The following is a 13612-nucleotide window of genomic DNA, read 5'->3' on the forward strand; positions in this document are numbered from 1 at the left end:
TCGCTTAATTCGTCGTGGTTTGCATTGCCCACGCCGCCACCGTGTCATAGGCAGCAGGACAAGGATCGCCTTCACTCAAAACGACAAATACCGGACGAAGCACTTCGGGACTGGATGGCGCAGAACTTTCCGCCGGCTGAACCAAGCAGTAATTAATCGGCCGTGTTGCCTCGGAACCTTCGCTGTTCACAGCTTGAAATGAGCCTGACGTTTGTAGGACATCCAGCCGGCGACCATCGGGCTCCATTCGCAGTTTCACCACTTCAGAGCCAGCTGGTTCAGCCACTGACCGGTTCTTGCTCACGGCATCCAGAATTTCACCCCGCCATTTGTCATTTTCAGCCTCTGCAATCGGCTTCTTCTCATCAATACCGTGGCGAAATGGCAGCAAGAATTCATCTGCCGAAGCAAACTGCGTCGCGTGATATGCAGCACCGTTGAATGTTCCCATCCGCTGAATCCCCTGCCAGCTCTTCTCACCGATGGGGACGTCGCTTAACGACGTAAGGGTCCATCGGTCACCCACCGGAATCCGAGGCCCCTTCGCCAAATCGGGAGCGCGAAGTCGCATCGGTTCCGCAGAACCTCCGATAGCTACTGGCTGTGCCAAGTGCTTGGCACTAAAGAGACCGCCATCTCCAATGCCGCTACGTTCGGCAACAACAATGCCACCACCAATAAGGCCTAGACATGCCACTACGGAGAACGCTGCAAGGGCTTTCTTCCGGTTCTTCGGATTGCGAACCTCGACGGCACCACCATTTAGCGCAGCAATGAGATCGCTAATAAACGCATTGCAGGATTCGTAGCGTTCATCGGCGTCAACCGCCAACGCCTTGGCGAAGACCGAATCAACTACCGCACCGAGGTTGGTAACCGGTCGCTTACCGCAGTGCAATTGCCGCGCACTGGCCGCGTCAGTAGCTGGAAATGCCTTATATCCCTGCAACAGCTCGAATATCGTGCACGCAAACGCATACTCGTCACTAGCTGCACTAATGCAACCCTTAGTGAAGATCTCTGGCGCCATGTAGGGCAATGAGCCGGCAACACGATTGGTCACGCCAACACTGTCGATTTCAGTGGCGGTTGATACACCGAAATCCACAAGCGTCGCGCTTAACACAAGCCCCGACGAATCTCGCTCTACGACGATATTTGATGGTTTTACATCACCATGAATCACCGCTGGTTCGTGCTTTGCTAGCCGATCTAGCGCGGTAGCAATCTCCACACCAATCGACATGACCTCGCTCTTATCGAAAGTGCGCGGCGGATATTCGGCCAGTTCAGCGCCCAACGAATTACCGCTAATAAGAGTCATGGTGAACCAAAGCAGGTTCCCGGCTCGCCCGCCATCGAACACGGTCACAACGTTGGGAACGTGAACAGTGGCTGCGATAGAAACCTCGTTCTGGAACAGTGCCTCCATTCGCTTAGAAGCACTGGCCTCTTCCGGCAGTGGGACGATTTTCAGTGCTTCGTTTCGGCCCAGCTTGGGATTTCGTACTCGAAAAACAGTCCCCATATTGCCGGCACCGATGAGAGCTTCAACCTCGTAGCCCTCAAAAATATCGCCTACCTGGGGAAGATTAGTCATCGGTTCCGTTGCCCAGACCCATCGAGATTACCCACCATAATCTGAATCCCAGACTCAGAGCGGCAATCATAATTAGGCGAAACTTCTTGGCATTCCATCGTCAGTGGCTGACCGTCATACTCAATCTCGATTGTCGTCTGCTTTGGCAGTGTTCCTTGCTCTTGCCGCTGTTTACTGAGCGCCCGCACTACCTCGTAATATGCTTCACAGTCCATATCGGAGCCCTGGTTTGACCAGGCACTCTGCAGCATCGGGCACGTCGGATCAACGGTCGACGCTAAGACCTCTGGGTCTACGAACCGATCGTCGGCAGGCGGTGCGATTGTAGTCGAGGTTGGTTCCTGATCATCGCCCACATAGTAGGACGGCGAGACTTCCACTTCGGTGCTTTCAGTGGTTTCAAACAACCCGTCGGCGTTATCCTGCTGGTTAGAGCGGAAATTTAGGATCCAGACCACCATTGCCAGGATGACGACAACCAGAATGGCGAGCACGAACAGCAGAATCTTCCGATTTCGACCATCAGTATCGGAATTTGCACCGCTGTCAATGTCATCGACGCCCGGGATTAGAGTGCGATCGTCGGTCATCAGTTATCTCCTTGGCTGACAGAAACCTTCATCATCGTCGTGCGAGCAGCCGAAATCTCTTCCTCATTCATCACACCAATGCGCACGTGGGATTCGATTGAGCGACCCGATGGAACGTGAGTGCCTTCCACGGTAATCATGCCGTCTGCTGCTACAAAGAACTTAACCTGAATTGGCTGACCCTTGGGCAACGGCGGGATACCTGTCAGCATAGATTCCGATCCACTAATGATGTCATTGAGAGCGACATCTTCGGATGGAACGTCACTGGCCTGCTGATACAGCGTCAAATCTACTTCCTCTTGGCCATCAGCTACGGTCGAATACTCCCGGACCACCGGCTCAGACAGGGGAATCATGTCATTCTGGTTGACCAGATAGTCGATGTACGGGTTGTTCAGATGATCGACAACTCGAATGCCAATCGACTTTGGCAATACATTTGCCACCTTCTTCTCCGACAGCGCGGCTAGCTGCCCGGCGTCAATCCCTGTCTCAGCCGCGATCTGCGCAATTGACTGCTGTTGGACAGCAGGGCTGGACTCAGCATTAACCACTCCCCCGAGCTTGCTGATCATCGCAGCAAGGGCAGCACCCTTAGCAACGGCTAGATCAGGCTCAACCAACAGTGGCTTCTTACCCGTCAGACGCTCCACCAGTTTGGTTACGGCGGTCATTCGCGAAGATCCACCCACCAGGATGACCTCATCAATTGTCAGTCCCGGCTCCTTTTCCTTTGCCGTCTCCAATACACGGGTCAAAGGAATCTCCGTCTGCTCGAGCAATGGCGCCGTGACACGCTCCAAGTCTTCGCGGGTAACGGCAATCTTGGCGCGGGAACCAGAGTCACTGGCAAGTCGCACAGTGGCGCTTTCCGCATTACTCAGCGCCTCTTTACAGTTCACCGTCTGCTCATGCAACTTAGCGACGAAGGTCTCATCGTTTTCCGCCTCCTCGTCACCAGTCTGCTCAATGAATTTATCCAGGATAAATTCACCAAGCGCCTTATCCCAGTCAGCACCGCCCAGTCGAGCATCACCGTCGGTGGCAATAACCCGGAAGGTGTTGTCAATCCCCTGCACAATCGTGGCATCGAATGTACCGCCTCCGAGGTCATACACCAGCAAGGTCTTGTCCTTTAGAGGCTGCTTGGAGTCGTAGTAGAGGGCCGCAGCAACCGGTTCTGCTACCAGCTCCAACACATTGAAATTAGCAATCTGCCCTGCGTTGCGAGTTGCCTCGCGCTCCTTCGCACCAAAATATGCCGGCACAGTAATAACTGCCGAAATCTCGTCGTCAGCTGCTTCGTCTGGAACCAACGAGCGCAAAATCAATGAAGAAATCTCCTCCGGGGTATACGCCTTCCCGCTGAAATTCCATTTCTTATCGGTGCCGATGCTCCGCTTCACCAGCTCGATGACGTCATTGGGGCTGAAGAGCTTCTCTTCACGTGCCAGCTTTCCGACAACGGTATTGGCCTTCGATTCAAACCACACCACACTTGGTGTCGACAGATCTCCGTCGAGGTTTTCTTGAATGACAGGAACACCCAGTGAGTCCACGTAGGAAATTGCGCTATTGGATGTGCCCAGATCGATGCCGTAAATACGTTCAGCCATGATTTTTCTCCTTATTCTGAAATCTGTTGGATTCTTGACTTCTTTTGCCGTGTCAGCGCTCTAGTTGTGTGCTGGCCGGACTCGAGCTGTGCTCTGTTCAGACTCGAGTTTTGGCCTAGTTGCCGCTGTGCCGGTACACCGTGACCGGCGCCTTGGCCACCACAATTGGACTGGTAGAACTGGTGAAGGTGTAGTAGTGCGAGATTCGTCGTGATGGCGCCAGCGTGCGGTGCAGCGCGGGGTTATCCGAATCCGCGAATTTGGTACGACGGTGAATTGAAGAATCAAAGGCATCGCCCACCTTCGCCTCTGTAATTGCCACTCCCATGGACTGAAGCGCATCTGCGATCGAGTCCTGCAGGAAATCCAGGGTCGAATACAGGTCACTGCCATCAGTTTCGGTAGTTTCTTCGAGCCGCGAAAGGTCAGCGCAAATCCCGTCATGGATGGCCGCCAACTTTTCCGCCAGCGGCATCAACTGGGCGTACCAACGACGATCAGTCAGCGCTTCCAACTCTTCACTTTGAGAGCGCAATACTGCGTTCATTGTGTCCAGCCGTGTTTGAATCAAATCCAACTGCTTTACGACGTTCCCGGCCGCAACACCTGCGGTACTTTCAGCATCCGTTTCTGGGAGCTCTTCCACTGTCGCGGGAGGAAAATCCTGCTGGGCTGGAACTCCTTCCGCGGTGTCTTCATCATGGCCAAACTCGGCACCACCAAATTCAACACCGTCAAATTCGACGTTCTCAACCTTGGACCATGCAGCTTCGTCGGTGTCTAGTTTTGGATCTCCGGAATACTCGACCGGCTCCTGACCTGTGGTATCACCATTGTCGACCGTGCCCCGGGGGCCGAAGGACTCATCAAAATTCGGCAGCGGGGCGAAATTATGCGCTCCACCGAAGTCAACCTCCGGATACTTAGGATCTCGTTCCTGATACTCATCAGCACGACCGTCTGAATGTTTAACCGACCTTTTATTTTCATCCTTTTTGTTATTAAAGAACCCCATTTTTATATTCCTTCCCCTTAGCGAATAGATAGGCAATCGACACAAATGTAATGATAAATATAGAAAATAGAACCCATCCTAATTCATAGAAATTATCATTTATAACCCCCATGGCAATGAAATATACGATTCCAAAAACAGCAATCCATCGTTTTGCCACTCGCTTCTTTACCAACGCCCACAAGATACCGACAAAAATAGCCAGAACCGGTACAGCAATAAATCCATTACCCTCCTGCATGAACTGCACTATTAAACCGAGCACAACAAATGGAGAAAGAAATCGTAATAACTCCTTGGCAATCGCATCCCCTTCACCGGCATGGGGCGTCTTAAAATCCGATTTTCCCCTTCCGGTATCAGCCTTCAAGACATCGTCTCGATTGACGTTTTGAAGGACGCGATTCTCAATTGTCGAATCGGAACTAGAACAGTAGGCTCCCTCAGCAATTTGCAATTCTTTACGAAGTCTCGTTGGGTCCAGCGACGATTCGTCGTTAAGCAGACCGAAAGTATGTCGAGTCACTAAATCCGCTGGATCATCGACTGCTTGCAACCTTCGAATAAGACCGGTGCGGGTTTCAGCCTCTGGCGAGCCGGTACGAAAACTCGCACCGATGGATTTAGTTGCACTCTTCAGCATGTCGCTATCGATCGGTTTGCCGTCAATAAAGCCTTCGGACTGTTCACGAAAACCGTTCGCAATGACATCTGCAATCGACCGAATGTCGGTATTTGCACTACTGGCCTCATCAAAGGCCGCCCAGACTCGTTTCTCCGCGTTGTTCGTCGGACCAGTCTCAATTTCCTGGCTATCTTCAACGTCGACGTATTCACGGAGCTCCATGCGGTTAGACGTTGGAACCAATATCCGATCAAAGAACTCTTCAAGCCCGTGCTCGGTAATCGCTTTTCCGCTGCCCTTTGCATACGGCTTCAAGAACCCCTCTTTAACTGCCTTCATCTGCACATCAGTGAAGAAGTACTGAGGACGCTGTACTCGTTTGAGAACAAGTCGAAAAGAAACACCGAACTTCTTTCGCACTGCGTCGACAAAATCTTCGGTGTGCAGCTCATCGATAATGTCCAGTGCGCGCTGGGACTGCTTACCGAAGAACAACAGGTCTCGAATTAAACGGACACGCGCTTCCCAAAAATCCGAGGAAGAGGCATCTCCGCCCATGGGAATGTCAGCAATCAGCTGAGCTAACTTGGCGCCCGTTGGCACTGCGCCTGGTGAAAATAGATTTCCAGCTAGGTTGTCTCGAACTGCGGGATTCAGACTCACATCTGCTCCTGAATCTCACTGATGCGAACACGCTGTTCTGGAGATAGGCCTGTCATAAACCGCCTGGCGGGATCTACTGCGATAAGCCATCCGGGGTCTACATGCTCCGGCAACAGTCGAATCATTGCCCTAGCAGGGCGTCCCGAATCAAGCGCGGAGACAGTTGTCAGAGTCTCTCCGTTGACGTTGGTGTCCTCTCGTTCTTCAAGCTCATAGGCAGTGCCGTAGGTGGAAAGCGCCTGCTTCATCTCTTCAAACGCCGCGGCAGTGTTGTAGTCGAATGCGGCGCGAGCGTAGATGTATTCCACTAGGACTACGAGAGCGAAAAGGATTAATGCTTCGAGCGAAATAAGGACGCTTTTAGACATAAGCGATGCTGCGGTGACTGCCAGCACCGTGATAATGAGGCCGGGAATCCAACTAGTCTGATTTCGCAAGAACCACATCGCAAACCCCATGGCGAATGGAATCAACATCGCCGTATCTGGATATGGCCCACTATTGATGGATTCCAAAATTCCGCCAATTATGAATCCGGCGATAATGAGTACGACTCGAAACATCCAGGGTGCCCACCAAACAAAAAATGGCGGAATGATACGACCTTCTTGATCTACACCAACACGGTTTGGAATAATTCCTTGATCCTCCAAATCACCGCGCCAACCTTTAGTACGATCTGGAACACCCTTCACAATATCTGTGGTTTTTGAGAAGTAGCTTTTGGCCACATCTTTCAGCTGTTGGAGGTTCATTAAACGGTTCTTTCCCTCAATCTTTTGTCCAACGATTAATTCGCTGAACCCGACAGGATTTAGTTAAACCTGCACGGGTAGTGAAAGTCACCGGGAGAACTCCCGTACCGCTTCTGAGGCCTCCGCTATAGCGTCGTCAAGCAGATGAAGAAAACGCTTATTCGGCGCTTAACTCGGAGGTTTTTAACGCCCATGACATCCCAGTTTCATTCAAAGCACGTTTTAGCTGTGGCAGCCGCCGCTGCTACCCTGACTCTGGTTGGCTGCTCAGGTATGCCCACTAACAACGCTGTCCCGGAGTCCCCCGCGGTGGTGACAGTTACAGAAACGTCCCCTGCTTCTGATGCACAATCCGAAACTCCTAGCTCGATTGAGAGCTCGACCGGGTCGGAAGAGCCAGAGCAGGAATATGCCAACAGTTCGCAGGATAAGAATTCTCCCAACAGCGAACTTTCAGACTCGGATGCCGACTCCGGTGCAGTAACGCTGAATAGCTCGATGGAGCTGACCAAAATTGGCGGCATGGAGCCCGGCAGTGCCAAGCGCCAAAACGTCAAGATTGACGCAACTGCTCACCAGAAAGAATTGGGCGGCTTCGACACTGCTCGGATCACGCTTCCCTTCGAGGGGGCCAATAGCCTGTTGACCTATCCCCTGGTTGATGGCGAAGCAAACGCGAGGTTGCTGTGGAATTTCAGCCAGTCTGGTGGTACGGAAACCTGTGAAAACAAGGTGGATGTCTACGATTCTGAGGGCAAACCGACTGCAAGTGCCAGCGCAGGTGTGACTGGACAACATACTCCTTGCCAGATCGTTCGCCGGTTTGGGGAGAAGGCCTACGCAACATTTACAGAACCCGGTGAATACATCGTTGCTGTGACAGCTCAGCAGCCAGGATTCGAACCAATCACAATCGCACAGAAGGTGAAGGTAGTCGGTTAAAAATGAACGCTCACGAACCCATCGATCCGTGGAATAGCAACCAGTCGGGCACTTCCGAGAAAGTGTCGGAGAGAGCTTCCGGCACTAAGTCCGGAAAGAGTAAACCTTTGACGCTGCCGCTCATCCTCGGCGCAGTCGGAGTGATTGTTGCCGGCGCGGCGGGGTTTGCCATGGGCGGTAAGAATGCTGAGTCCGAACTTGCAAGCGCGAGTGAAGAGATTTACTCGTTTCAACAGCAGGCAGAGGAGCGGGAAAGCGAGCTGCAAGCAAAGATTGATGAGCTGGAAGAAGCAAACTCGGAATTGGAAGACAAGAACACCAATTCCGACCAGGCCTCCATAGCCTCCTATTACTACAAAATGGCGCTCAGCTGGCTTAACGTCTGTGATGCTGGCGACTACATGCCGGAAGAGACTCACGCTGTGCCGACTAGCGTGAAGGACTTAGGTATTGGCTGTGGCTACAACTTTGAAGATTCCAATGGAACAATTCTCATTCTTGTTGGTGGAGCAGACGAAGACGCCCAGTCTCGTGCATCTACCATTAACGACCAGGACGGATACCTAGAAACCATCCGAACCGGGCATATACAGCTCAATGTGTGGGTATCCAATTCTGGCCCGTGGGATGATGCCGAACAACTGTCAACAGATATCGCCGACAATGTCAGCCATGCCGCTAAGCAGAATATGGCACAGGACACCGCAGGACAATAAATAGCGTCCCTGCCATAAACGCCCATGAACCCCCGCTCACTAGTGAGCGGGGGTTCATGGGTTACGTGGGGGGCCGATGATTCACAAAATCTACGGTGCCGATTAGAAAACTAATTGTTCACGCGGTCATCGTCATCGTCGTCATCAAAGTCATCGTGATCATCGTCGTCCATGCCATCGTCACGGTCATCATCCGTGTCATCAATGTCATCGCGATCATCGTCCAGCTCCTCAGTCGACGTCACCATAGTGGTCTGGACTGGAGTCGTATCGGATAGGTTCGCCCTTCGCCACCGAGTCGAGAGCGCAACTGGATAAGAACAGGTTTCAGGAGCTTTCCCCAAAAGAATCAGATCCAAACCAGAACCCCTCCCCGGCTAAGGTCAGCACCCATTGAGCTGCGAAAGAGAACTGATACTTGACTATCTTCACTGGTCACGCCACATATCTTCACAACTATTCGTTTCTGATAAAAAAATTTTGCAAAAAGCTACGCAAAAGTGACCTAGGACACTTATTCTTACTGTAAAAGAAACTAAATCGGCAGTCCTACCGATGAGGTTTCGCCTGATTAGGCCTCTCCGAAGACCACAGGACATGAACCACGGAAGATGAGTGACTATGACATCTAATCCACAGACCTCGATTCTCAATAAGGTGCGCAAAGCTTCGCGAGCTACCTCGGACCTCGTTCTCGGACTCGCACCGGTGACTCAGGCTGGCGTCCTCGGCTCGATGGGGCCCGGCGCGGCTGGTAAGGCATTAAGTTCCATCTACCGCTGGGACTTCCTGCCAGCTGGTCTCCTCGGCATTGCAGCCGGCCGCGATCCGCACCACACTGCGATTATTGATGATGGCGGCTCGCTGACCTACGAGGAGCTGCACGAGCGCTCCACTGCCCTGGCGCGAGCACTCCGTCACGGCGATATTCAGCAGCGCGACCGCATCGGTGTGCTGGCTCGCAACCACCGCGGTTTCATTATGGCTCTGTGTGCCCACGGTCGTCTCGGCACCGACCTGGTGCTGCTCAATACCGGCGCCTCCGCCGAGCAGACTCTGGCCGTAATTCGTGAACAGAAGATTGACTTCCTGTTCATTGATGAGGAATTCACTCACATGCTGCCGGAGGACTTCGATGAGTGCCCGGTCGCCGTGTCGTGGTTTGAAAACTACGGTGACACCTCCTGCGTTCGCGAGGGCTGGACCTCCATGCAGGAGATGCTGAAGACAGCACCGCCGGCAAAGTGGCCGACCGCCGAGCTGCCAACCCGCCCGCGCCGTGGCCGCGTTATTATTCTGACTTCCGGAACCACCGGCACTCCAAAGGGTGCCAAGCGTCCGGAGCCGCGCAGCTGGATGCCGGCATCTTCCATCATGAGCCGAATTCCTCTGCGTCAGCGTCGCCCGGCTTACCTTGCGGCTCCGCTGTTCCACACCTGGGGATTCGCGACTGCGCAGCTGTGCATCGCACTGCGTTCCACCATGATTATGCGCCGCAAGTTCGATCCAGCCGACAGCCTGCGCATTATCGAGCAGCACTCTCCGCACACCATCTTCCTGGTGCCGACCATGCTGCAGCGCATGATTGAGATTCTCCCGGACAACTACGACATCGGCGCGACATCGCTAAAGGTCATCGCATCCTGCGGTTCGGCTATTCCAGAGGGAATTGTCACCAAGACCCTCGAGCGCTTCGGGCCGGTTCTCTACAACCAGTACGGTTCCACGGAGGTCAGCTGGGCAACCATTGCTAACCCGGATGAGCTCAAGGCAAACCCAACCACAGCTGGTCGCGCACCGCTGGGCACTCGTGTCCAGATTCTCGACGAAGACGGCAACCGCGTCGCCGACGGCGAGACCGGTCGAATCTTCGTCGGCAACAACATGTTGTACGAGGGCTACACCCGCCCGGGCGCGGACAAGCAGGTCATTGACGGCATGGTCTGTACCGGTGACCTGGGTCGCATGGAAAACGGCTTGCTCTACATCTCCGGTCGCGAGGACGACATGATTGTCTCCGGTGGCGAGAACGTCTTCCCACGCCAGACCGAAGATGCACTCAGCCAGCTCGAGGGTATCCGCGAGTGCGCAGTCGCAGGTGTCCCGGATGAGCGCTTCGGTCAGGCCCTGGTCGCCTGGGTTGTCCGCGACGACTCCCCTGAGGGCCGCGCCCTGACCAATGAGCAGATTCGCACATACGTCAAGCAGCGCCTCAGCCGATTCGCCGTTCCGCGCGAGACCGTGTTCCTCGATGAACTGCCACGCAACGCAGTCGGCAAGGTGGTTCCTCGCCACCTGCCGAAGCCGTGGGAGAATGTCACCGAGGAGAAGGTGGCTTAGGGCGCAGGGACCGTCGTAAAGCGAACGGCAGACACGAAAAGGACGCGGTAAAAACTTCCGTTATGGAAGTTACCGCGTCCTTTTTGCGTGTCCTAGGAAGAACTAGAGCTGATTAGCCAGCGTTCAAAACACCGTAGTCCGTGACGGGCTCACGGAAAATCTCTTCGCCGTCCTGGGTCACGGTTACCGCATTCGGAGTGACGGTATACGTGTAGCCACCATTTTTCGCGACAGCACGGTTCCCGGAGAAACTATCTACTGTGTACGCATCCGGGGTATCCGAAATCTCACCGAAGTCACCAATGTAATGGCGCTGCTGGCGGTTATTGGAGTTCTCACAAATCACGGCCTTACCCGAAGAAGTCTCCGCCAACACACGCGCGTAATACCCACCCGAGCAGCGAGCGGTACTGCCAACCCAACCTTTGGCATCGATATCATCGCGATTCATACCGAACGCGCGAAGACCAAAATTTCCCCGCTGCGTAGTGGTAGGAGCGCTGCTCTCCGGCTGCTTCGTCGTTTCCGGCTCGACGGTCTGGGTATAGGTTTCCGTGTACGTCTCCACCGGCGCCGGGGACGCAGTGCTTGACGACGAGTCCCCTGCCGCAACCGTATCGGGAGACTGCGGGGAATTATCGGAGGAATTATTCAGGTAGTACGCGCCACCGATACCGGCGACCGCTGCAAGTGCGACACCGACGATGCCCAAAACCACGTACAGACCGTTGTTGCTCTTCTGCTCAGGTACCGGAGCCTGCTGATAAGCCGGATACTGCTGGGGTGAACCTCCCTGGTTCGGCCCCTGCGACTGGTACTGGTACTGAGGCTGGTACTCGTCTTGAGCCCCACCCTGCGGCTGCTCCCAGGCAGATGTTGCATAACCGTCCTGCTCCCAATCCTGCGGGGAGGACGAACGCGGGTTGTACTGGTCGGTCATCGCTAAATTCCTTATTACTTCAGAGCCACACTTGTGCTCGGCCAATAACGTGGTGGCTTGCGACTTCGCCCACAGCGGAACTTGCCACTACGTATTTTCCATTAACACTATGCGTTGCCCAGCGTACCCTGCTAGAAGCTAGCACTAGCTCAGAGTGGCACTTTGTTCTTGAAGAAATTGACGTAGTTCCGATCGGAGATCTTTCCCAGCATAAACTCTGGCTCCAACCCGAACATCGACCAACGAGTCTTCGTTGACCAGGACAGAGACTGAGGTGTCGTAGTGCGGTGGTAGCTAATTTGGTAACCGTCAGTGTGAACTCGAATCTGTGTGTATCCACCCGGATAGCCGAGTGCCGCACCCCGCTCACAGAAGTCCGTATCCCCGTAGTCAGCGATACCACGGCGGCTGCGGTGCGTATGACCAGCGAACACGCCTTTGGCACCCGGCGTGGCGGCCAGAATCTCCTGAAAAACCTTGGCCTGCTGCGCCTCGACCATGAATGCCTCACCACCGAAATGCGAACGCACCGCATCCTGAGTAAACGGGTGATGCGCAAACAAAATTGTCGGACGCTCTGGATCGTCTGCGAGTTCGGCACGCAATGCACGCATCTGCCGCTCATTAATACGTCCACCTGCATAACCAAACTCGGCGGTATCAACACCGATGAGGCGCACTTCGCCGACGCGAGTCGACCAGTGCTGCTGCGTCGGCACAAGACGCTGGCTGAAGTAATCCGGAACCGCGGTCTTGCCTTTGCGGATTCCGCGTCCCCGGAAACCATTGATATTGGGTAGCCCGGGCGGGTGCACATCGTGATTACCACGGGTGACAAACCAGTTTTTCCCAAACTCACCGAAAGTATCCAAAACCCTGATGAGTTCGTCATACTCCTCAGGGCGGTTGCTATCCGTGCAATCGCCATTGATGACGAGAGTGTCTAACCCGGCAGCCTTTACCGTGTCCACCAGACCCTGCAATTGCATAGAGGCAAAAGGCTGCTCTCCCGGACCGGAGGAAAGACCGAGGTTGCCAATGCGAATGCCGTCATGATTGGGCTTACCAATGTGTGTGTCATTCGTCAGCGCGAACGTCGCCAAATGTGCACCCTCCAGCGCTGGCAGAGTGCTTACGACGCCTGTCTTCTCCGGTGCCGTTTTGCTCATGGTGATATTCAGCGACGGAACCGCGCGACAGTTGTGTGACCAGCACTCAAAGCGGTACTCCCGTCCCGGCTCCAACCCGTCAATGACCACATGGTGGTAGCCCGACTCTGAGTACCCCTCGTGCACGAGCTCTAACTGCGTTGAATCCGCAGGACCAAGCAGCACCCGCTCATCCGAAGGAACGGTCGGCTTAATGAAGCCATACGCTGTCTGCACTCCCGGAGCATATGTTGCCCATGTAAATGCCACTGACGTGTCTGTGACAGTGATGACCTCCAAGTCGCTAGCCAGTACCTGCCACGACTTGGAATCCGACTGGGTAAGCCCCAGACCCGACGTGACGTACTCAAGGCCGTACGCTCCCGAGGTTTTCGCGACGGCCATTGAACTTGCAGCAAGAGTTGCAACAGAGAGGTAGGCCCGGCGGGAAATGCTCATGGCAAATAAGCCTAGAACCTAAAGATGAAAATTAGATGAACTCTCCCTCTAATCTCAGAAAAATAGGAACGCAACGACAAGAGACACACGGCCAAAACAGCGCAAAATAAAACACCGCCTACCAAGTCATGGCAGGACGGTGTTTTAGGAAAATGTGGCTTGAGCATCTTTGTGAGCTTTTACCGGCTCACCAGTATGTA

General features: G+C 54.0%; 12 protein-coding genes. 3 read left to right on the forward strand and 9 right to left on the reverse strand.

Annotated features, from left to right (window positions below):
• Window positions 1–4 precede the first annotated feature (4 nt).
• The 6 genes from QP977_RS00125 to QP977_RS00150 all read right to left on the reverse strand — a co-directional run bounded on the left by QP977_RS00125 (window position 5) and on the right by QP977_RS00150 (window position 6867).
• Window positions 5–1600, reverse strand: a complete 1596-nt coding sequence (locus tag QP977_RS00125) for a serine/threonine-protein kinase (RefSeq protein ID WP_016421463.1) — start codon at window positions 1598–1600, stop codon at window positions 5–7.
• Window positions 1597–2190, reverse strand: coding sequence for a hypothetical protein (locus QP977_RS00130; RefSeq protein WP_016421464.1), 594 nt, complete (start codon window positions 2188–2190; stop codon window positions 1597–1599). The genes QP977_RS00125 and QP977_RS00130 overlap by 4 nt, the downstream gene beginning before the upstream one ends.
• A complete protein-coding gene (locus QP977_RS00135) occupies window positions 2190–3809 on the reverse strand; it encodes an Hsp70 family protein (protein WP_016421465.1) in 1620 nt (539 codons plus the stop codon). Before QP977_RS00135 ends, QP977_RS00130 begins: the two co-directional genes overlap by 1 nt.
• Before the next feature lie 115 nt (window positions 3810–3924).
• Window positions 3925–4824, reverse strand: coding sequence for a hypothetical protein (locus tag QP977_RS00140; protein ID WP_016421466.1), 900 nt, complete (start codon window positions 4822–4824; stop codon window positions 3925–3927).
• Window positions 4811–6112, reverse strand: a complete 1302-nt coding sequence (locus tag QP977_RS00145) for a hypothetical protein (RefSeq protein ID WP_049171882.1) — start codon at window positions 6110–6112, stop codon at window positions 4811–4813. The genes QP977_RS00140 and QP977_RS00145 overlap by 14 nt, the downstream gene beginning before the upstream one ends.
• On the reverse strand, window positions 6109–6867 hold the full coding sequence (locus tag QP977_RS00150) for a hypothetical protein (RefSeq protein WP_016421468.1): 759 nt from the start codon (window positions 6865–6867) through the stop codon (window positions 6109–6111). Before QP977_RS00150 ends, QP977_RS00145 begins: the two co-directional genes overlap by 4 nt.
• 192 nt (window positions 6868–7059) lie before the next feature.
• Between QP977_RS00150 and QP977_RS00155 the strand changes: the two genes are divergently transcribed.
• Entirely contained in the window at window positions 7060–7809 is a 750-nt protein-coding gene (locus tag QP977_RS00155; protein ID WP_222865188.1) for a hypothetical protein, read from the forward strand.
• A 2-nt stretch (window positions 7810–7811) separates the two neighbouring features.
• Window positions 7812–8525: a hypothetical protein gene (locus QP977_RS00160; RefSeq protein ID WP_049171884.1), complete on the forward strand. Its 714-nt coding sequence runs from the start codon at window positions 7812–7814 to the stop codon at window positions 8523–8525.
• A 110-nt stretch (window positions 8526–8635) separates the two neighbouring features.
• On the opposite strand, the gene QP977_RS00165 is transcribed toward QP977_RS00160, so the two are convergent.
• Window positions 8636–8773, reverse strand: a complete 138-nt coding sequence (locus tag QP977_RS00165; RefSeq protein ID WP_160310025.1) for a hypothetical protein — start codon at window positions 8771–8773, stop codon at window positions 8636–8638.
• A 373-nt stretch (window positions 8774–9146) separates the two neighbouring features.
• Between QP977_RS00165 and QP977_RS00170 the strand changes: the two genes are divergently transcribed.
• Window positions 9147–10865 carry an AMP-binding protein gene (locus QP977_RS00170; protein WP_038626623.1) on the forward strand — a complete coding sequence of 573 codons (1719 nt, stop codon included), beginning with the start codon at window positions 9147–9149 and terminating at the stop codon, window positions 10863–10865.
• 112 nt (window positions 10866–10977) lie between these two features.
• On the opposite strand, the gene QP977_RS00175 is transcribed toward QP977_RS00170, so the two are convergent.
• Window positions 10978–11805: a hypothetical protein gene (locus QP977_RS00175; RefSeq protein WP_038626626.1), complete on the reverse strand. Its 828-nt coding sequence runs from the start codon at window positions 11803–11805 to the stop codon at window positions 10978–10980.
• Window positions 11806–11954: 149 nt separating this feature from the next.
• Window positions 11955–13412: a purple acid phosphatase family protein gene (locus QP977_RS00180; RefSeq protein ID WP_284847034.1), complete on the reverse strand. Its 1458-nt coding sequence runs from the start codon at window positions 13410–13412 to the stop codon at window positions 11955–11957.
• Between the last annotated feature and the right edge of the window lie 200 nt (window positions 13413–13612).

The organism is Corynebacterium sp. MSK012, from assembly GCF_030232435.1.
GTDB classification, from domain to species: domain Bacteria; phylum Actinomycetota; class Actinomycetes; order Mycobacteriales; family Mycobacteriaceae; genus Corynebacterium; species Corynebacterium jeikeium_D.